The sequence below is a fragment of the Halomonas salsilacus genome (assembly GCF_051216275.1).
Lineage (GTDB): Bacteria > Pseudomonadota > Gammaproteobacteria > Pseudomonadales > Halomonadaceae > Halomonas.
Window position 1 is genome coordinate 31983 of record NZ_JBPKAQ010000011.1, and the last position, 19667, is coordinate 51649.

Consider the following 19667-nt stretch of genomic DNA (forward strand, 5'->3'; position numbering starts at 1 on the left):
CACGAAGGATCGTCATGAGCGTACTGCGCGGTTTTCTCTGGCTGCTGGGTTTCCTGCTGCTCGGTGATGCACTGGTTACCCTCACCGGCCTGCCGGTCTCGGCCGGGGTGGCCGGCATGCTCCTGCTCAGCGCCTGGCTGATGCTGCGCGGCACGGTGTCGGCCGATATCGCCGCCGCCGCCCGGCCGCTGATCGGCGTACTGGCCATGCTGATCATGCCCGGCGTAGTGGGCGTCTTTTTCATCCTCGACACCCTCGTAGGTCAGTGGCTGGCGATCCTCGCCGCCCTGGTGGGCGGCACCCTGCTCAGCGTCCTCACCACCCTGTGGCTGATGCGCCGCCTGATGGCCAGGGAGCGCCTCGACCATGAGTGAGCTGCTCGACCACCTGCTGGCCACTCCGCTGCTGGCCATCGCCCTGACCCTGGCCGCCTACTTCGCCGGCGACCGGCTGTTCCGCCTGGTGGGGGCCCCCGGCTGGTGTCCGCCGATCCTGGTTGCCGCTCTGCTGCTGGCCGGGGTGCTGGCGCTGCTGGGCATCGACTACGCCGACTACCGGAATGGCGCCGGCTGGCTTATGCTGCTGCTGGGGCCCGCCACCGTCGCGCTGGGACTGCCCCTCTACCAGCAGATGGGCCACATCCGCGCCCTGTGGCGCCCGCTGCTGGTCTGTCTGCCGATCTCCGCGCTGATGGCGGCCCTCTATGCGGTGGGCATCGCCTGGTTGCTGGGAGCACCGCCGGAGATCCTCGCCTCGCTGGCGCCCAAGTCGGTCACCGCCCCCATCGCCATCGGCATCACCGAACAGCTCGGCGGCTCCGTGGCGCTGATGATGGGCGGTTTGCTGCTCACCGGGGTGGCGGCGATCGGCTTCGTCGATCTGATCGCCCGCTGGCTGACGATTCGCGACGAGCGCATCCTCGGGCTGGCGCTGGGCATCAACGGCCACGCCCTGGGCACGGTACGCGCCTTCGAGATCGGCCCCACCGCCGGCGCCTTCGCCTCCCTGGGCATGAGCCTGACCGGCATCCTCACCGCCCTGCTGCTGCCGCTGGCCTGGCGGCTGCCGGGACTCGTCGGCTGAAGTACGCTAGAATCCCGCCTTTCATTTTCTTCCTATCATCTCGCGACCTGGAGCCCCCGCCACCGCCATGGCCCACCGCATCGCCATCAACGGTTACGGCCGCATCGGCCAGTGCGTGCTGCGCGCCCTGGTTGAGCAACAAAGAGCCGAGCAGCAGAGGGACGAGCATGCCGATGGCGCCGGTCCGGTTCTGGAGCCAGCCCTCGAGATCGTCGCGATCAACGAGCTCTCCGACCTCGCCACCATCGACTACCTGACCCGGTATGACACCACCCATGGCCGGTTCCCGGCCAAGGTGGAGCGCAACGGTGAGGGGCTGCGCATCGACGGGCGCGAGATCCGGGTGCTCTCCGAACCCGACCCGGACCGCCTACCCTGGCGCGAACTCGGCGTCGACCTGGTACTGGAGTGCTCCGGCAGCTTCAAGGATCGCGCCACCGCCCAACGCCACCTCGCCGCCGGCGCCGGCCGCCTGCTCTTCTCCCAGCCGGCGGAGACCGACGTGGACGCCACCATCGTCACCGGCATCAACGACCATGAGCTCGCCCCCGACCACCGCATCGTCTCGGCGGCCTCCTGTACCACCAACTGCCTGGTGCCGGTGCTCACCGTGCTCGACGACGCCCTGGGCATCGAGCACGGCGTCACCACCACCATCCACTCGGCGATGAACGACCAGCCGGTGATCGACGCCTACCACCAGACCGACCTGCGCCTGACCCGCTCGGCGATGCACTCCATTGTGCCGGTGGACACCGGCCTGGCGCTGGGCATCAACCGCCTGATGCCTCACCTGGCCGGGCGTTTCGAGTGCCTCCACGTGCGGGTGCCGACCATCAACGTCTCGGCCATGGACATCGCCATCACGGTGCGCCGCGACACCACCGCCGCCGAAGTCAACGCCCTGCTCGCCGAGGCCAGCCGCGGGCGCCTGGCGGGGCTGCTCGGCTACACCGCGGAACCGGTGGCCTCGGTCGACTTCAACCACGATCCGCGCTCCGGTATCGTGGACGCCACCCAGACCCGGGTGGCGGGCAGCCGCCTGGTAAAATTGCTGTGCTGGTTCGACAACGAGTGGGGCTTCGCCAGCCGCATGCTCGACGTCAGCCGGCGCCTGGCCGCGATGCCCCTCGAGACTCCTGACCCCCTTTCCGGTTTCCAGATGAGGACCACGCCCCGATGAACGTGCGCAAGATGACCGACCTCGACCTCAGCGGCCAGCGCGTGCTGATCCGCGAGGACCTGAATGTACCCGTCAAGCACGGCAAGGTGACCAGCGACGCCCGCCTGCGCGCCGCGCTGCCCACCATCCAGGCCGCTCGCGACGCCGGCGCCAGAGTGATGCTGATGAGCCACCTGGGCCGCCCCACCGAGGGCGAGCCCGCCGAGGAGTTCTCCCTGGCCCCGGTGGCCGAGCACCTGGGCGAACTGCTGGGCCGGCCGGTCACCCTGATCGCCGACTACCTGGACGCCGCCCTGGACCTGGCCGATGGCGAGGTGGTGCTGCTCGAGAACGTGCGCTTCAACACGGGCGAGAAGAAGGACGACGAGACCCTTTCCGAGCAGTATGCTGCGCTGTGCGACATCTTCGTGATGGACGCCTTCGGCACCGCCCACCGCGCCCAGGCCTCCACCCACGGGGTGGCCCGCTTCGCCCCGCTGGCCTGCGCCGGCCCGCTGCTGGCCGCCGAGCTCGACGCCCTGGAGAAGGCGCTGGCCACCCCGGTACGTCCCATGACGGCCATCGTCGGCGGCTCCAAGGTCTCCACCAAGCTCGACGTGCTCAACGCCCTCTCCGAGACGTGCGACCAGCTGATCGTGGGCGGCGGCATCGCCAACACCTTCATCGCCGCGGCGGGCCACAACGTCGGCAAGTCGCTGCATGAGGCCGACCTGCTCGACCAGGCCCGGGCGCTGATGGCGAAGGTCGAGATTCCGCTGCCCACCGACGTGGTGGTGGCCACCGAGTTCTCCGACTCCGCCGAGGCCATCGTCAAGCCGGTGGATCAGGTAACCGACGACGAAATGATCCTCGACATCGGCCCCGAGACCGCCGCGCGCCTGGCCGCCATGCTCAAGGACGCCGGCACCATCCTGTGGAACGGCCCGGTGGGCGTGTTCGAGATCGACCAGTTCGGCAAGGGAACCGAGGTGATCGCCCGCGCCATCGCCGAGAGCCCCGCCTTCTCCATCGCCGGCGGCGGCGACACCCTGGCGGCCATCGACAAGTACGGCATCGCGGATCGGGTCTCCTATATCTCCACCGGCGGCGGCGCCTTCCTCGAGTACGTGGAGGGCAAGACCCTGCCGGCGGTGGCTGCCCTCGAGGCGGCGGCCGAGCGGGCCTGATAGACTCCAGCAACCGCCTCTACACAACCGATTCCTATGACCGACTCGCGGCGCCCTCTGGCGCCGCGACCCCGCAAAAGGTAACACCATGGCACTGATCAGCATGCGCCAGATGCTGGACCACGCGGCCGAGTATGGCTACGGCGTTCCGGCCTTCAACGTCAACAACCTCGAACAGATGCGCGCCATCATGGAGGCCGCCGACCGCACCGACTCCCCGGTGATCATCCAGGCCTCCGCCGGCGCCCGCAAGTACGCCGGCGCCCCCTTCCTGCGCCACCTGATCCTGGCCGCCGTGGAGGAGTTCCCGCACATCCCGGTGTGCATGCACCAGGACCACGGCACCAGTCCCGCGGTATGCCAGCGCTCCATCCAGCTGGGCTTCTCATCGGTGATGATGGACGGTTCGCTCGGCGAGGACGGCAAGACCCCCATGGACTACGCCTACAACGTCGACGTCACCCGGCGCACCGTGGAGATGGCGCATTCCTGCGGCGTCTCGGTGGAAGGTGAGCTGGGCTGCCTGGGCAGCCTGGAGACCGGCATGGCCGGCGAGGAAGACGGCATCGGCGCCGAGGGCAAGCTTGATATGGAGCAGTTGCTCACCGACCCGGAGGAGGCCGCCGAGTTCGTCAAGGCCACCCAGGTGGACGCCCTGGCCATCGCCATCGGCACCAGCCACGGCGCCTACAAGTTCACCAAGCCGCCCACCGGCGACACCCTCTCCATCCAGCGCATCAAGGAGATCCACGCCCGCATCCCCGATACCCATCTGGTAATGCACGGTTCCTCCTCGGTGCCCCAGGAGTGGCTCGAGGTGATCAACCGCTTCGGCGGCGAGATCCCCGAGACCTACGGCGTGCCGGTCGAGGAGATCGTCGAGGGCATCAGGCACGGCGTGCGCAAGATCAACATCGACACCGACCTGCGCCTGGCCTCCACCGGGGCGGTGCGCCGCTTCCTGGCCGAGAACCCCAGCGAGTTCGACCCGCGCAAGTTCCTCAAGGAGACCATCTCCGCCATGCGCGACGTCTGCATCGCCCGCTACGAGGCCTTCGGCACCGCCGGCAATGCCTCGAAGATCAGGCCGATCAGCCTGGAGGCCATGGTCGCCCGCTACGAGGGCGGCGAGCTCGCCCCCAAGGTGAAGTAGACTCGCGGCGGTCAGATAGCATCAGGGGCGGCCCAGCGGGGCGGCCCTGATGGTTTCGTGGCCAGTACGAAGCCTGCTCAGCGGATCCGGCCAACCAGTGTCAACCCTTCCTCTTGCGGCCTGACAACGACGATCTCGCCGGACCCTATGCCACCGCCTACCAAGGCAGTGATATTGACCTGATGGGTAACCAGTACCAGGGCACCCTCGCCATCCCAGTCATGAATCAGTGCGCGGACGGCGCTGGTTCGGATAACAGCCTCGCCGCGGTCGCGGAAGAAGGAATCCAGCGCCGGGGTCGGAACGACCTCGCCCAGGCCAAGCAACTGAGCAGTCTCGAGGGCGCGACACCAGCGGCTGGCATACACCGCCCCTACCACGATGCCCTGCTCGCGGAAGCGCTCGCCGACCCCGCGCGCCTGCTCACGCCCCTCACTTGAGAGGTTGCGCTGTGTATCGCACTCCTCGAGACGAAAGCCTAGCGGGTCACCGACCCCGGGGGCCAGGGCATGGCGCATCAACGCCACATGCCCCCCCTGCGCCAGGGCCCGCCAAGCCGCGGCCTGATCGCCCGTCCCGGCTATCGCCTGGTCAACGAGGAACATCAGCACCAGGCAGACCCACCAGCAACGGCGCCCCGCCGCACGCAGACTCCTTGCCAGTACCTCGGGGGCCGGGGCGGCCCGCGATCCTATGGTGTCCTGTTGCATACCCTCTCCCAGCCATGACGGGTTCCTGCCGACAGGAGGCGACTCGGCCTTGGGTCCTACCGACTCTCGCTACATGCTAGACAACCCCGTGGCGAAAGGGGCGTCAACAAATCGGAAACACTGTTCACAAAGTCATGAAACTGGTCTTTAATATAGGGGTGTAAATGTTCTGTACTCTCCGCGAGGCCAGGTGATGATCCGCCCCCTCTGTCTGCTCTTTGATTGTGATGGCACCTTGGTCGACAGCGAGCCGCTGCTCGCTGATGAGATGGCCAGCGCCCTCAACGCCGTGGGCCTGCCGTTCCAGGCCAGCGACTACATCGGCGAATTCCGCGGGGCTCGCTTCCGCCGCATCGTTGCGACGCTGGAGAGCCGCCACGGCAGCGTCGACCCTGAGGTGCTGGAGCCCCTGGAGGCGGCCATGCGCGCCAACCTCAATCGCCGCCTGGTCACCGAGCTCTCTCCCATCACCGGCGCCACCGAAGCCTTGGCCGCACTCCACGACTACCCCATGGGCGTCGTCTCCAACGGTCCGGTCAACAAGATTCGCACATCCCTGAAGGCCACCGGCCTGGCCGGCCTGTTCGGCGACCACCTGTTCAGCGCCTATGAGGCCAACTGCTGGAAGCCCGACCCCTGTCTCTATTGTCACGCCGCCAGCGAGATGGGCTATGCCCCTGAGCAGTGCCTGGCCATCGAGGACTCGGTGGTGGGCGTGCATGCCGCCCTGAACGCCGGCATGACGGTGGTACACCTCAACCGCTTCCCGGACGTGGAGGAGACGCCGGAGGGCGCCATCATGATCACCAGCATGTTCCAGCTGCCCACCGTGGTGGCCCGGCTCACCATGGAGTCGCGTGCCGCCAGCCACTGAAGCACGCGCCCGTCTCGCGGCCCTGCTTTCGCAACCCGGCCAACATGCAGGCGATGTTCTCGGGCGCTATCATTCCCTCGCCATCCTTGATCACCCGCCCCCCACTCCGCCAGGGAGCCTTGCCATGCCGTCACTCCAGGACCAGCTGCGCGGTCTCGTCTACTCCACCGAACACGGCGAACTCTGCCCCGCCTGCCGCGAGCCGGTGGCCGATTGCCGCTGCGCAGAGGAGGCCGAACACTCGCGACTGGCCGAGCTTGACGGCATCGTACGCCTTCGCCGGGAGACCAGCGGGCGCAAGGGCAAGGGGGTCACCACTGTGTCCGGGGTGCCGCTGCCGGAGGCCGAGCTCAAGGCCCTGGCCAAGCGGCTCAAGAAGGTCTGCGGCACCGGCGGTGCCGTGAAGGAGGGCGTGATCGAGATCCAGGGAGATCACCGCGAGCGGCTCAAGGCCGAGCTGGAAAATCTCGGCCACACCGTCAAGCTGGCCGGTGGCTGAGTCGGTCAGGCGCCGCAGCAGTCGCGCAGGGCAGCCAGGGAGGCCTCCACCGGCGCCTCCACCTTGAGCGCGTAAAGATCATCGGCGCGGGTACGGCCGAGGTTGAAGCAGGCGATGGGCTTGCCATCGCGGGCGGCGGCCCGGGCGAAGCGAAAGCCTGAGAAGACCATCAGCGAAGAGCCCACCACCAGCAGGGCATCGCTCTCCTCCACCAGCGCAAAGGCCCGCGCCACGCTTTCCCGGGGCACGCTGTCGCCGAAGAACACCACGTCGGGCTTCCAGATGCCGCTGCCGCAGCGGGAGCAGTCGGGCACTCGGAAGTCGGAGAAATCGGCCTCCAGATCGGCATCGCCATCGGGCGCCGCCCGGGCCGACACGTCGGCCCAGCGGGGATTGAGCCGGGCAAGCTCGGCATGAAGCGCGTGGCGCATGCGACTCGCCCCGCAGGCCATGCAGCGCACCCGGTCGGCGCGACCGTGCAGGTCGATGACCCGCCGCGACCCCGCCCGCTGGTGCAGGCCATCCACGTTCTGGGTGATCACCCCGCTGATCCGCCCCAGGCCCTCCAGTTCGGCCAGCAGCCGATGGGCCGGGTTGGGCCGTGCCTCACCGAGCACCCGAAAACCCGCCAGGGCCCGCGCCCAGTAGCGCTGCCGTGCGGCGTGGCTGCCCATGAACTGCTGGTGCTGCATGGGCGGCGAACGCTTCCATTCACCGTGCCGGTCGCGATAGTCGGGAATCCCGCTACCGGTGCTGACGCCGGCGCCGGTGAGCACCGCCAGACGCGGATAGCGGGTCGCGAAGTCACCCAGCGCCTGGCGCGCCTCGACGCCCAGCGTCATGCCCTGAATGGCTGACGTCATGCCGGTGGTCTCCCTGCAGTGTGTCGAGATAGGTGCGTACCCACCATTAGCCGAGTGCCAGAAGCGCCGAAAGTGCCAACTGTTACCAAAAGCGCCAACAGTTGCCAATAGCGCCAACAGTTGCCAAAAGTACCGCACGCCGAAAGAGCATGGCCCCGGAGGGTCAAGGTTGTCTAGAATGGGCCCACCGTCTCGTCACTCCGCCACTCCCTCACTGATGGGCAAGGAACCCCGATGGCCTGGCTGGAATACCTGCTCCCCCTGATCTTCGTCTTCCCCCTGGCCGCCCTGGCGGTGATCGTGGTGGCGCTGCGCAACCTGCACGACGCCCGGGTACGCTCCCCCTTCGACGCCCACCCGCTGCGCGAACCCGGCCAGGCCCTGCGCGACCGCCTGGACCGCGCCTTCGCCGACCTGTTCCTCAACGGCGCCCTGGGGCCGATCGCCTCCCTGGCGCCGCTGGTCTACGGCATGGGCCGCATGCTCTTCGCCAGCGAGCAGGCCTGGGTCGAGTGGGCCCTCTATGGCGTGTTCAGCACCCTGCTGGTGCTGCTGTTCTGCTTTCTGCTGATGCGCGACTTCCAGCGCATCCGTCGCCTGAAGCTGGGCCTGGCCTGCGAGCTGGCGGTGGGCCAGGAACTGGAGCGCCTGATACGCCCCGAGGCGCACCCCTATTACGTCTTCCACGATGTACCGGCCAAGGGCACCCGCATCAACCACGTGGTGGTCACCCCCTGCGGCGTCTTCGTGGTGGAAACCCGCGCACGCACTCGGCCCTTCACCCCCGCCGGCAAGGAGATCAACCTGGTCACCGTGGAACCCTCACGCCTGCGCTTCCCCGGCTGGAGCGAGCGCCAGCCGCTGGAAAAGACCCGCGAGCTGACGGGGTGGATGGGCGGCTGGCTCACCGAGCTCACCGGCCGCACGGTGCCGGTCATGGGCGTCCTGACGCTGCCCGGCTGGGACGTGGACGCCCGCCAGGGCCCCGATGACCTGCTGGTGGTCAGCGGCGAAGCCCTGGCCGACCGACTCGCCGAGCTCTGCCCCGGTGAGTTCGATAACCAGACCCACGACGCCGTGATCGGCGTGCTGATGGAGCGCGTCGCCCGCCTGGAGCGACTGCCGGGCCACCCCGACTAGGGTGACACTGGCCTGGTTGACATGACCGGGCGCTCCACCCCTCAGTCCCCCCGCAGCCGGCCTCCCATCTCCTGGGCCAGATCCACGGCGTAGTGGTCGGTCATGCCACCGATGAAATCAAGCATGCGCCGATAGCTGTCGTAGAGCGACCAGGAGGGGCGCGGAGTGTTCTCGCCGATCAGCGCCAGCACCCGCTGGTGCTTGAAGGTCGAGTGACCGGTATGGTGGAGCTCGTGTGCGGCCCCGATAAAGGCCTCCAGCAGGATGCCCAGCGTGGTATAGGCACCAATTTCCAGCTTGGCCTTGCGCTCATTCTGGAAGATCCGCTCCCGGGCCAGCTGCTTGGCGGCCTTGACGCCCCAATCCAGGTCCGGATGGCAGAGCTCCAGCAGGTCCTGCCGCAGGCGCCCCCCCAGCAGCTCCGCCTCGTGCTGCACGAAGACCGCCCCCACGTCGTTTACCGCCCGCTCCATGGCCGCCCCTCGCAGGGCGGCGATGCGCCGCCGCTGGGAGACTCCGTGACGCTGCATGGCCGCGTAGTCCGCCGGTTCGCCGCCGGCGATCTGGATCAACACCTCGGCGACCTCCTCGAAGCGCAGGATACCCATCTCCAGGCCATCCTCCAGGTCGAGCAGCGCATAGCAGATGTCGTCGGCGGCCTCCACCAGCCAGGCCAGCGGGTGGCGACACCAGCGCCCCTGGCCCTGGGGTAGCAGCCCCAGCCGCGCGGCGACCTCGACCAGCAGCTCGCGCTCGCTCTGGTAGCAGCCGAACTTGCCGGCCGCCCCGCCGTGCTCCACCGTCCAGGGGTACTTGAGCAGGGTGCCCAGGGTCGCCGTGGTCAGGCGCATGCCGCCGCGAAACTGGTTGTATTCGACCTGGGTGACGATGCGAAAGCCCTGGGCGTTGCCCTCGTAGGTGAGCAGGTCCTTTCGCTCGAGTTCTGACAAGCCCTCGAGCAGGCCGCTGCCGTTAGCGCGGGCGAACCAGTCGCGAATGGCGTACTCGCCGGCATGGCCGAAGGGCGGATTGCCGATATCGTGGCCCAGGCAGGCCGCCTGGACGATCACTCCCATATCGGCCGGGGTGATCCATCCGGGCAGACGGCCGCTGAGCCGCTCGCCGACGATCATGCCCAGCGATCGGCCCACGCAGCCCACCTCCAGGGAGTGGGTCAGGCGGGTATGGATATGGTCGTTTTCGGTCAACGGATGCACCTGGGTCTTGCGTCCCAGGCGCCGGAAGGAACCGGCGAAGACGATGCGGTCGTGGTCCTTGTGGAAGGGACTGCGGCCGATCTCGTCGCGGCCGCCACCGGGGCGCTCATCGCGCCGGTCGTGCAGGCGACTCGGATCCAGCAGCCGCTCCCAGCTCATCTGCGTCATGGGCGATCTCTCCTTGAGAGGCCCATTCTGGCAGCCGCCGCCGCCGCCGCCCAGCCCTGGCGCGCGGGAACGCCGGCCGAAGGCTGTACCTCTCGAGGTGTCGCCGTCGACAGGCCTGAGGGGGTCAGTCCCCGTCGGCCAGCGCCGGCAGCAATGTCTTCAATTTACGCGACAGGGTATTGCGACCCCAGCCGAGCAGCTCGGCGGCCTCGCCCTTGCGCCCGCCGGTGTGGCGCAGCGCGGTCTCGATGAGGATGCGCTCGAAGTCCGGCACGGCCTCCTCCAGCAGGTGGGTGTGCCCCGCGGCCAGGGCGCGGTCGGCCCAGTCGCGAAAGGCCGCCCGCCAGTCGCCGCTGGGCGCAAAGCCCCCGTCGCTGCCGCGCAGCTCCGGCGGCAGGTCCTCCACCAGGATCTCGCGACCGGAGGCCATCACCGTCAGCCAGCGACAGGTGTTCTCCAGCTGTCGCACGTTGCCCGGCCAGGGCAGGCGGGTCAGGTGGGTCTCGGCCTCGGGGGTCAGCACCTTGATGTCGGTGGAGAGCTCCTTGGCCGCCTCGGCCAGGAAGTGGCGGGCCAGTTGGGGGATGTCCTCGCGCCGCTCGGCCAGCTTCGGCAGATGCACGCGGATCACGTTGAGGCGGTGGAAGAGGTCCTCGCGGAAGCGCCCGTCATCCACCAGGTTCTCGAGGTTCTGGTGGGTGGCGGCGATGATGCGCACATCCACCTTCACCGGCGTATGGCCACCGACCCGGTAGAACTCGCCGTCGGCTAGCACCCGCAGCAGGCGGGTCTGGGTCTCGGCAGGCATGTCGCCGATCTCGTCCAGGAACAGGGTGCCGCCATCGGCCTGCTCGAAGCGCCCCTGGCGCTGGGCGGCCGCACCGGTGAAGGCGCCCTTCTCGTGGCCAAACAGCTCCGACTCGATCAGGTCCTTGGGGATCGCCGCCATGTTCAGCGCGATGAAGGGCTTGCCGGCCCGCGGGCTGTGCTGGTGGAGGGCCCGGGCCACCCGCTCCTTGCCGGTACCCGACTCGCCGTTGATCAGCACCGTGATGTGCGAGTGCGACAGCCGACCGATGGCGCGAAACACCTCCTGCATGGCCGGGGCCTCGCCGATGATCTCGGCGCCCAGCCCCTCGGGCACGCTCACGGGACGCTGGCGCTCCCTGGCGTGGGCCACGGCGCGCCGCACCAGCGCCAGCGCCTCGTCCACGTCGAAGGGCTTGGGCAGGTACTCGAAGGCGCCACCCTGGTAGGAGGCCACCGCACTGTCCAGGTCGGAGTGGGCGGTCATCACGATCACCGGCAGGTCGGGATGGGCCTCGCGCACCCGGGCCATCAGGTCCAGGCCATCGATTCCCGGCATGCGGATATCGGTAACCAGCACATCGGGCGGGGTGTCGAGCAAGCGCTGCAGGGCCGTGTCGGCGCGCTCGATGCACTCCACGTCGAGATCGGGTTGGGCGAGGGCACGTTCGAGCACCCAGCGGATGGCGCGGTCGTCATCGACGACCACCACGCGTGCAGCGTCAGTCATGGCGCTTCTCCAGGGGAATCAGCAGTCGGAATTCGGTCTGTCCGGGCACGGAATCACATTCGATCAGGCCCTGGTGCTGGTGCAGGATCGCCTGGGCGATGGAGAGCCCCAGGCCACTGCCTTCGGCGCGACCCGAAACCATGGGATAGAAGAGCGTCTCGCGCAGCGCCTCGGGCACTCCCGGGCCGTTGTCGATAACCGCCACCTCGCACACCAGGCGGTGACGCTCCGCCCCCAGGGTGAACTGACGCCGCGCCCGGGTGCGCAGCACCAGCCGAGGCCCGGGTGTGCCCGCCTCGGTCATCGCCTCCACGGCGTTGCGCGCCACGTTGAGCAGCGCCTGGATCATCTGCGCCTCGTCGCCGGCGAGATCGGGCAGGCTGGGGTCATAGTCGCGTTCGACCCGCACCTCGGGGTGCTCGACAATCAGCAGCGAGCGCACCCGCTCCAGCACCTTGTGGATATTGAGCGGCTCGTGGCGGGTCATGCGGTTGGGGCCCAGCATGGAGTCCACCAGGTCGCGCAGCCGGTCCACCTCCTCGACGATGATCCGTGTGAACTCCTTGAGGTTCGGATCGTCGAGGTCGCGCTCCAGCAGTTGGGCCGCCCCGCGGATGCCACCGAGGGGATTTTTCACCTCATGGGCCAGGCCGCGAGTCAGCACCTTGATGGTCTCCTGACGGGTCATCAGCGCCTCCTCCCGGGAGATGCGCATCAACCGGTCGCGGGGCTCGATCTCCAGCAGCAACTCCTCCCGGGAGAGCGGCGTGACCGTGTAGTCCACGGTAAGTGTCTCACCGCCCAGCAGGGTCAGGCGCGCTTCGCGCTGGGTGAAGGGGTGGCACTCGTCCCGCGCCTTGCCCAGGACCTCACCGAGCCCATCATCGCTCTCCATCAGGGCGCACAGCGCCCCACACTTCACCCGGCTGAGGCTGATCGCCAGCAGCGCCTCGGCGGCAGGGTTCATCCATTGCAGCCTCAGCTCGCCGTCCAGCAGGACCACGGCGGTAGAGAGGTGCTCCATCAAGCGTTGGTACATCGAGTCGGCCATGTCGGATCCTGGGGGAAGACACCAAGCGGATGCAAGAAGCGCGCCAGATTCGCGAGCTCCCACACCAAGGGCCCGCGCTGTCGCGTCACAGCGCTAACGCACCAAAATAAGGCATAACGAGAAAGCCTGCACGTCGCGACGGCCAATCCTGGTGCGCCCGTCGCCCCACGAAGGCTCAGCGGCCGGAGCCGCGTTCCTCACGACGGCGCAGCGGGGGATCTTCTGCGGGCAGCCGGCGAACCCTTTCGTCTCCGCGACGCAGCGGCGACGGCGCCTCGACGGGTGGAGGCACCGGTTTCACGGGCCAGTGAGGCCGATCACCCCCGTGGTAGGGGCGACAGGGCCTCGGGCTTCCGTCCGGACACCACGGCCAGGGCGCCCAGCGCGGGGGCAGCTAATTGGCGGGGCGGTTAACCCTGGCTCGGTGCACGTAGATGGTCACCGGTGAGCTGCGGTGGCGAACGGCACCGCTGCCGTCGAGAAGCTCGGCCTGCAGCACATGCTCGCCGGGATTCATGTTGGCCACCATGAAGGCCGTGGTATGCATCGCCGTCTGGCTCACCTGGCCATCCACTAGCAGGCGTACCCGATGGTCCTCGCGCAGGTCGGGCTCGATGCCCAGCTCCACCGACACGTTGCCCGCCGACCCCACCGGGAAGGCCTGCTCATGGCCGGGCGAGAGGATGCGGAAGCCGTCATAGGGCATGAAGGGCTGCCCGGGGGAGCCCGTCGCGGCGGCCGCACCGCTGCCCTCGAGGCGCGGCGCCGGCTGGCCGGTGCGCACCTCACCGCTGGAGGGCACCACGGTCAGTGGCGCGAGTTCCACCTGCTCGCCGCCCCGGTCCGGATTGTCGGTGAAGACCACGTTGCCCTGGGCGTCGGTGGTGCGATAGATCGTCTGGGCCTGGGCGGCCAGGCTGAATGACAGCCCCACCACCAGTGCCATCACGGCCTTGTTCATGGATACCCCCTGCGCGCCGCCTTCCCGGCGGTCTGTGGATGGAGTCGCACATTGCGTCTGCGGCGCACGACTCCCGTCGTTGGTGCTCCCTTGGATAGTGAACAAGATAAAGGGGTTCCGCCATGGCGGAACCCCTTTTCGATCAACGCCGCAGCGTCGGTGCCCGGCCAGGTCGCTTGGCGCCTGGCCGATGCCGTCATCGGCCGTTAGCCGTTAGCAGCTGTAGTACATGTCGAATTCAATGGGGTGAGTGGTCATGCGGATGCGTTCCACGTCTTCCATCTTCAGTTCGATGTAGGCATCGATCATGTCATCGGTGAACACGCCACCCTCGGTCAGGAAGGCGCGGTCCTGGTCCAGCGCCTCCAGGGCCTGGTCGAGGCTGTGGGCCACGGTCGGCACGGCCTTGCCTTCTTCCGGCGGCAAGTCATAGAGGTTCTTGTCCATGGCGTCGCCGGGGTGGATCTTGTTCTTGATGCCGTCGATACCGGCCATCAACATCGCTGCGAAGCACAGGTAGGGGTTGGCGGTCGGGTCCGGGAAGCGGAGCTCCACGCGCTTGCCCTTGGGGCTGGCGGTGTAGGGGATACGGATGGAGGCGGAGCGGTTGCGGGCGCTGTAGGCCAGCATCACCGGCGCCTCGAAGCCAGGCACCAGACGCTTGTAGGAGTTGGTGGAAGCGTTGGCGAAGGCGTTCAGGGCCCGGGCATGCTTGATGATGCCGCCGATGTAGTAGATCGCCATCTCGGAGAGACCGGCGTACTCGTCACCCGCGAACTGGTTGTTGCCCTCCTTCCAGAACGACTGGTGCACGTGCATCCCGCTGCCGTTGTCGCCGACCAGCGGCTTGGGCATGAAGGTGGCGGTCTTGCCGTAGGCGTGAGCCACGTTGTGGATCACGTACTTCATCTCCTGGACCTCGTCGGCCTTCTTGACCAGGGTATTGAACTTGATCCCGATCTCATTCTGGCCAGCGTTGGCCACCTCATGGTGGTGCACCTCCACGGTCTGGCCGATCGCCTCCAAGGTGTTGCACATGGCGCCGCGGATGTCGTGGAAGCTGTCCACCGGGGGCACCGGGAAGTAGCCGCCCTTGACGCGCGGACGGTGGGCCAGGTTGCCGCCCTCGATGGCGCGGTCGGTGGACCAGGCACCCTCTTCCGAGGAGATCTTGTACATGGAGCCCTCGATATCGGACTTCCAGTGCACCTCGTCGAAGATGAAGAATTCGGGCTCCGGGCCGAAGAAGGCGGTATCGCCCAGGCCGGTGGACTGCAGGTAGGCCTCGGCGCGCTTGGCGATGGAGCGCGGATCACGCTCGTAGCCCTGCATGGTGGCCGGCTCGATGATGTCGCAGCGCAGCACCAGGGTGGAGTCCTCGGTGAAGGGATCGAGGAAGGCGGTGCCGTCTTCCGGACGCAGGATCATGTCGGACTCGTTGATGCCCTTCCAGCCGGAGATGGAAGAGCCATCGAACATCTGGCCGTTCTCGAAAAACTCCTCGTCCACGTCACGGGCCGGAATGGTGACATGCTGTTCCTTACCACGGGTATCGGTGAAGCGCAGATCGACCCACTTCACGTCATGTTCTTCAATCAGGGCGAGAGTCTTGGCAGACATGGTGTCCTCCGGGGTTGAGCTTGGTTCGAAACCTTGGATAGTGCGAATTCGGGGTAGTGCGAAATCAAGGTACTGCGACGTTGTAGCATGCCGCGGACCACCTGCCCACGGCTGCCGGTATTCTTTCCGGCGCTGCCTAATACATTGCACGCGCCATGCCAACACTGCACCCCGATGCGGCAAAAAACAAACAACCAACTGGTTTAACTGTATAAAACGGGAGCATTCGGCGCACCAGCCTGAATCAGCGACGCCCTTATGGCACGCTCCGCCAGCGTATCGCCCCAGCAAATGCACCATATGGGTGCACAAAGCCTCGCCAATGCACTCCGAAAGCGCGCATGACGTTGCTCATACCCGGCAAAGGGCAGTCGACGGGCAAAACCACCCAATGCCTAACCAGAAAAACCGCGCCACAACCCTTTGATACGCACACTGACCAACGACTACACTCGCTTACGACGCCTTTAGGCACCGGCAGCGAACCCTGGCAGCCGGTCCGTGCCCCCATGGTGCGGCCCCATTCTGGAGTTCGCATGAGCGATTTCACCGGCTGCATTTTCATCGACGCCCGCAGCGCCGGCTCCCGCCTGCCGCGGCAGTTGGCCGTGGTCGCACCGCTGGCAAGTACCGACGCTACCCCCTTCGCCCTGCGGATCATTGACGATACTGGTGACCCCCGCTTGCCTCGCATCGCCCAGCATTTCGGAGCGCGCCTGCTCGGCGTCTCACCCGCCCCCCTGGGGCAACGCATCAACGACGCCATCGCCCGCAGCAGCGGCGAGGTACTGGTCTTTCCCAGTATCGGCAATGCCACCAGCGCCGAGGCGCTGGAGCAACTGGCCACCGAGGTTGCCAAGGGGAGGTTCGATGCCGCCCTGATGCCTACCCTGCACCGCGGCTCGTTGCAGCGCCTGCTGGCTTGGATCAGACGGCTGCCCCATGGCGAAGGCCTGTGTCTGTCTCGCACCTGGTTCGAGCGCATCGGGGGCTGCGACGCCGCCCTGGACGACGCCGCCCTGGACGAGCTACTGGAGCGGCTGCACGCCTGCGGCGCTCGGGTGAAGCCAGGTGGCCTCTGACACCGACACTCACCCTGTCCGCCATTCGATTAACCATTCCGCATACGTTGACTGCCCGTCGCAGGCCGAAATTGAGCCCGCCGAGGGCTCTCGATAGGGTTGACGACTTCACTGACAACCCGGCCGTGCGCAACAAGAAATGACCGCCAACCCTGAAATGAGACGCAAGAATTTCTGGTCCGGCCTGGGGGTTGCCGCCGTGTCGCTGCTCCTGCTGGCCTGGGTCATTCCCACCTGGGGCGGCCGCGGTTTCGCCGTCGGCATGCACCCCCGCACCCTGGCCACGCTGGGCGCCTGGGTAATGCTGGGCTGCGCCCTTGCGCTCAGTCTGGTCAGCGCCATCGCGCTGCGGCGCGCTCGTGAGCCCTTCGCGGCCCGACCCGATCTGCTCGGCCTCTGGCACCAGACCTGGCCCTTCCTCTACGTGCTGGTCTTCATCGTGGCCATCGATCGCCTGCCGCTGACTTGGGTGGCCCCGGCACTGATCGCCGGGCTGCTGCTGATCCTCGGCGAACGGCGCTGGCACGTGCTGCTGCTGACCGCGACCATCCCCACCGCTGCTCTGTATGGGCTGACCGTCCACCTGATGCGCATAGGAGTGGTATGACATGGGCGTCGATGCCATCTTCAACTCCTTCGCGGCCGCCTTTCACTACGAATCCATCGTCGTCATCCTCGGCGGGGTGCTACTGGGTTATATCGTCGGGGTCATCCCGGGCCTGAACCGCGCGGTGGCCATCGCCATCGCCATCCCGCTGACCTTCTACATGTCGGCCTATGCGGCAATCGCCTTCCTGATCGGACTCTCCAAGGGCACCGCCGCGGGCAGCGCGGTCTCGGCGATCCTGCTCAACACTCCCGGCGAGCCCTCCTCGGCGGCGACCTGCCTGGACGGCTACCCCATGGCCAACGCGGGCAAGCCGCGCAAGGCGCTCAAGGTGGGCCTGCTGGCCTCGGTGATCGGCGACCTACTGGCCACCCTGCTGCTGATCGCGGTGGCCATTCCCTTCGCCTCGGTGGCACTCAAGTTCGGTCCCTATGAGCTGGCCGCCATACTGATCTTCGCGCTGGTCTTCATCGCCGGCATGGCGGGGGGCTCCTTCCTAAAGGGCCTGGCCGCCGGCGGCATGGGGGTGATCCTGGGCACCGTGGGCCTGGACCCGGAGACCGGCACCATGCGGTTGGCCTTCGGCTATGCGGAGCTGATGGAAGGGGTGCCAATCCTGCCGCTGGTGATCGGCACCCTGGCCCTGGCCGAGATGTTCGTGCAGCTCGACGAGTACCGCCGCAACAAGGGCGGCAGCGTGATCAAGCTGGGCAAGGAGGCCGATGACGACCTCTCCTGGCAGGAGTTCAAGGGCACCCTGCCGACCATCTTCAAGAGCACCGGGGTAGGCGCCTTCGTCGGCGCCCTGCCCGGCCTTGGCCCCTCGGTGGGCGCCTTCATGGCCTATGGCCTGGCCAAGCGCACCGACAAGGATCCGGACAGCTTCGGCAAGGGCAACCCCAAGGGTATTGCCGCCGCCGAGGCCTCGGACAACGCGGTAATCCCGGCCAGCTACATCCCGCTGTTCGGCCTGGGCATCCCGGGCAGTGTCTCGGCGGCGCTGCTGGTCGGCGCTTTCATGATCCACGGCATCCAGGTGGGGCCGCTGATGCTGCGCGACCATCCGGAAATGCTGTTCACCCTGTTCTCGGGGATGATCGTGGCGAGCGTGTTGATGCTGGCCGTGGGCTGGTTCGGCCTGCGGCTCTTCGCCAAGGTCACCAGCGTGCCGTCGCATATCGTGATTCCGGTAGTGATCTTCCTGTGCCTGGCGGGCATCCAGGTCCAGGGCTACGGCACCTTCGGGCTGATCACGGTGTTCGTGTTCGCGATCTTCGGCTACTTCCTGAAGAAGTTCGACTACTCTTTCGTGACCTTCCTGGTGGCCTTCATCGTCACCCCGATGCTGGAGATGAACCTTCGCCAGTCGGTGATCCTCTCCGGCGGCGACATCGCCATCCTCCTCGACCGCCCCATCGCCCTGACCTTCGTCATCTTCACCGTGCTGCTGGTGCTCCATCTCACCTGGAGCGCCTATCGCCAGTGGCTTCGCAAGCGGCTCAAGGCCCCTATCGCCTGATCGATGGCCGGCCGTGTGAAGGCCGACATCACAATGCAACCCAAGAACGCAACCCAAGAGGTATCAACCATGAAAACCCAACTGCTGGGTACCGCCCTCCTCGCCTCCGCCGTGGCCTTCGCCTCGGTCGGCATGGCCCAGGCCAATGAATTCCCGAGCAAGCCGGTGACCATGGTGGTCGGCTGGGGCGCCGGCGGCAGCACCGACATCCAGGCCCGCGTGCTGGCGGACATCATGACCGAGGAGCTCGGCCAGCCGGTCAACGTGGTCAACCAGCCCGGCGCCGGCGGTGGTGTGGCCCTGGCCCGCCTGGCCAACAGCCGCGACGAGGGCTACACCTTCGTGTTCGGCACCTCGATGACCATCACCTTCGGCCCGCTCTCCGCCGAGACCACCTACGATCTGGAAGATTTCCGCTTCGTGGCCGGCGTGACCCTGGGCCAATCGGCCATCGTCACCGGCGAGAATCGCCCGTTTGGCGACAGCTGGGAGGAGCTGGTGGCCTATGCCCGGGAGAACCCCGGCACCAGCTACGCCACCCAGACCGCGCTGGATCGCATGATCATCGAGTACATCGCCCAGCAGGAGGGTCTCGACCTGCGCATCGTACCCACCTCCGGCGGCGCCGGCATGGCGCCGCTGATCCTCTCCGGCGACGTCGACTTCGCCTACAGCGGCGGCACCCACTCCGGCTATACCGAGACCGGCGAAATGCCGGTGCTGCTGAGCCTGGCCGAGGATCACCTGGTGGCCTTCCCCGACGCCCCGACCCTGCCGGAGGCCGGCTATGACATCAACGCCGCCGAGATCCGCGTCGGGATGGTGCCGCACAACACCCCGGACGCCCACGTGGAGCGCCTGGCCGAGGCCCTCAAGGCGGCCACCGAAGACCCGCGCTTCATCGAGATCACCGAGGAGCGCATCCTGATGCCGGTGACCTGGATGCCCGAGGACGAAGTGACCCAGTTGCTCAGCGACCAGATCGAGGGCTACAAGGCGCTGATCGAGGAGCTTGGCGGCCTGCCCGGCCAGGAGTAAGCCGTTCTTCCGGCCCGGCATCCGGGCCCGGTGACACGCGACGGGCGCCCCAGGGGCGCCCGTCGCGCGTTGACAGCCCATCGATAGCGCGAATCCGCTATTACCGAACCGGGGGAGCCTGTACAATGCGCGCCCTACATTCCCTGCCCCGCGCCTAGGGTACGTATTACAACGTGTACATAGGTGCGTACCTATC

General features: G+C 67.4%; 19 protein-coding genes. 12 read left to right on the top strand and 7 right to left on the bottom strand.

What is annotated here, in order from left to right; all coding sequences use genetic code 11:
- Nucleotides 1-14: 14 nt before the first annotated feature.
- From ACR80S_RS14780 to fba, 5 genes are all read left to right on the top strand, one after another.
- Nucleotides 15-374: a CidA/LrgA family protein gene (locus tag ACR80S_RS14780; RefSeq protein ID WP_435401859.1), complete on the top strand. Its 360-nt coding sequence runs from the start codon at nt 15-17 to the stop codon at nt 372-374.
- On the top strand, nt 367-1083 hold the full coding sequence (locus tag ACR80S_RS14785) for an LrgB family protein (protein WP_435401858.1): 717 nt from the start codon (nt 367-369) through the stop codon (nt 1081-1083). Before ACR80S_RS14780 ends, ACR80S_RS14785 begins: the two co-directional genes overlap by 8 nt.
- Nucleotides 1084-1150: 67 nt before the next feature.
- Nucleotides 1151-2266 (top strand): type I glyceraldehyde-3-phosphate dehydrogenase, encoded by a 1116-nt coding sequence (locus tag ACR80S_RS14790; protein ID WP_435403680.1) that lies wholly within the window; start codon nt 1151-1153, stop codon nt 2264-2266.
- The gene (locus tag ACR80S_RS14795; RefSeq protein WP_435403681.1) at nt 2263-3432 is read left to right on the top strand and encodes a phosphoglycerate kinase; all 1170 of its coding nucleotides are present in this window, start codon (nt 2263-2265) and stop codon (nt 3430-3432) included. Before ACR80S_RS14790 ends, ACR80S_RS14795 begins: the two co-directional genes overlap by 4 nt.
- Nucleotides 3433-3520: 88 nt before the next feature.
- A complete protein-coding gene (gene fba / locus ACR80S_RS14800) occupies nt 3521-4585 on the top strand; it encodes a class II fructose-bisphosphate aldolase (RefSeq protein ID WP_435401855.1) in 1065 nt (354 codons plus the stop codon).
- Between the two features lie 77 nt (nt 4586-4662).
- On the opposite strand, the gene ACR80S_RS14805 is transcribed toward fba, so the two are convergent.
- Nucleotides 4663-5295: a histidine phosphatase family protein gene (locus tag ACR80S_RS14805; RefSeq protein ID WP_435403682.1), complete on the bottom strand. Its 633-nt coding sequence runs from the start codon at nt 5293-5295 to the stop codon at nt 4663-4665.
- 193 nt (nt 5296-5488) lie between these two features.
- Here ACR80S_RS14805 and ACR80S_RS14810 point away from each other — a divergent pair, with 193 nt between their 5' ends.
- Nucleotides 5489-6169: an HAD family hydrolase gene (locus ACR80S_RS14810; RefSeq protein WP_435403683.1), complete on the top strand. Its 681-nt coding sequence runs from the start codon at nt 5489-5491 to the stop codon at nt 6167-6169.
- Between the two features lie 124 nt (nt 6170-6293).
- Nucleotides 6294-6668: a translation initiation factor Sui1 gene (locus ACR80S_RS14815; protein WP_435403684.1), complete on the top strand. Its 375-nt coding sequence runs from the start codon at nt 6294-6296 to the stop codon at nt 6666-6668.
- Between the two features lie 5 nt (nt 6669-6673).
- On the opposite strand, the gene ACR80S_RS14820 is transcribed toward ACR80S_RS14815, so the two are convergent.
- Nucleotides 6674-7531 carry an NAD-dependent protein deacetylase gene (locus tag ACR80S_RS14820; protein WP_435403685.1) on the bottom strand — a complete coding sequence of 286 codons (858 nt, stop codon included), beginning with the start codon at nt 7529-7531 and terminating at the stop codon, nt 6674-6676.
- Between the two features lie 234 nt (nt 7532-7765).
- On the opposite strand from ACR80S_RS14820, the gene ACR80S_RS14825 reads away from it, so the two are divergent.
- A complete protein-coding gene (locus tag ACR80S_RS14825) occupies nt 7766-8671 on the top strand; it encodes a nuclease-related domain-containing protein (protein ID WP_435401850.1) in 906 nt (301 codons plus the stop codon).
- A 41-nt stretch (nt 8672-8712) separates the two neighbouring features.
- Here ACR80S_RS14825 and ACR80S_RS14830 read toward each other — a convergent pair whose 3' ends face one another.
- The 5 genes from ACR80S_RS14830 to glnA form a co-directional block, all read right to left on the bottom strand.
- Entirely contained in the window at nt 8713-10056 is a 1344-nt protein-coding gene (locus tag ACR80S_RS14830; protein WP_435401849.1) for a deoxyguanosinetriphosphate triphosphohydrolase, read from the bottom strand.
- A 124-nt stretch (nt 10057-10180) separates the two neighbouring features.
- On the bottom strand, nt 10181-11593 hold the full coding sequence (gene glnG / locus ACR80S_RS14835; protein ID WP_435403686.1) for a nitrogen regulation protein NR(I): 1413 nt from the start codon (nt 11591-11593) through the stop codon (nt 10181-10183).
- On the bottom strand, nt 11586-12632 hold the full coding sequence (gene glnL, locus ACR80S_RS14840; RefSeq protein ID WP_435401873.1) for a nitrogen regulation protein NR(II): 1047 nt from the start codon (nt 12630-12632) through the stop codon (nt 11586-11588). Before glnL ends, glnG begins: the two co-directional genes overlap by 8 nt.
- A 406-nt stretch (nt 12633-13038) precedes the next feature.
- Nucleotides 13039-13605 carry a DUF4124 domain-containing protein gene (locus tag ACR80S_RS14845; protein WP_435401847.1) on the bottom strand — a complete coding sequence of 189 codons (567 nt, stop codon included), beginning with the start codon at nt 13603-13605 and terminating at the stop codon, nt 13039-13041.
- 213 nt (nt 13606-13818) lie between these two features.
- A complete protein-coding gene (gene glnA, locus ACR80S_RS14850) occupies nt 13819-15225 on the bottom strand; it encodes a glutamate--ammonia ligase (protein ID WP_435401846.1) in 1407 nt (468 codons plus the stop codon).
- Between the two features lie 536 nt (nt 15226-15761).
- Between glnA and ACR80S_RS14855 the strand changes: the two genes are divergently transcribed.
- The 4 genes from ACR80S_RS14855 to ACR80S_RS14870 all read left to right on the top strand — a co-directional run bounded on the left by ACR80S_RS14855 (nt 15762) and on the right by ACR80S_RS14870 (nt 19471).
- On the top strand, nt 15762-16307 hold the full coding sequence (locus ACR80S_RS14855) for a hypothetical protein (protein WP_435401845.1): 546 nt from the start codon (nt 15762-15764) through the stop codon (nt 16305-16307).
- A gap of 157 nt (nt 16308-16464) precedes the next feature.
- Entirely contained in the window at nt 16465-16914 is a 450-nt protein-coding gene (locus ACR80S_RS14860; RefSeq protein WP_435401844.1) for a hypothetical protein, read from the top strand.
- Between the two features lies 1 nt (nt 16915).
- Nucleotides 16916-18433 (top strand): tripartite tricarboxylate transporter permease, encoded by a 1518-nt coding sequence (locus ACR80S_RS14865; protein ID WP_435403687.1) that lies wholly within the window; start codon nt 16916-16918, stop codon nt 18431-18433.
- 69 nt (nt 18434-18502) lie between these two features.
- On the top strand, nt 18503-19471 hold the full coding sequence (locus ACR80S_RS14870) for a Bug family tripartite tricarboxylate transporter substrate binding protein (RefSeq protein WP_435403688.1): 969 nt from the start codon (nt 18503-18505) through the stop codon (nt 19469-19471).
- The last annotated feature ends 196 nt before the right edge of the window (nt 19472-19667 follow it).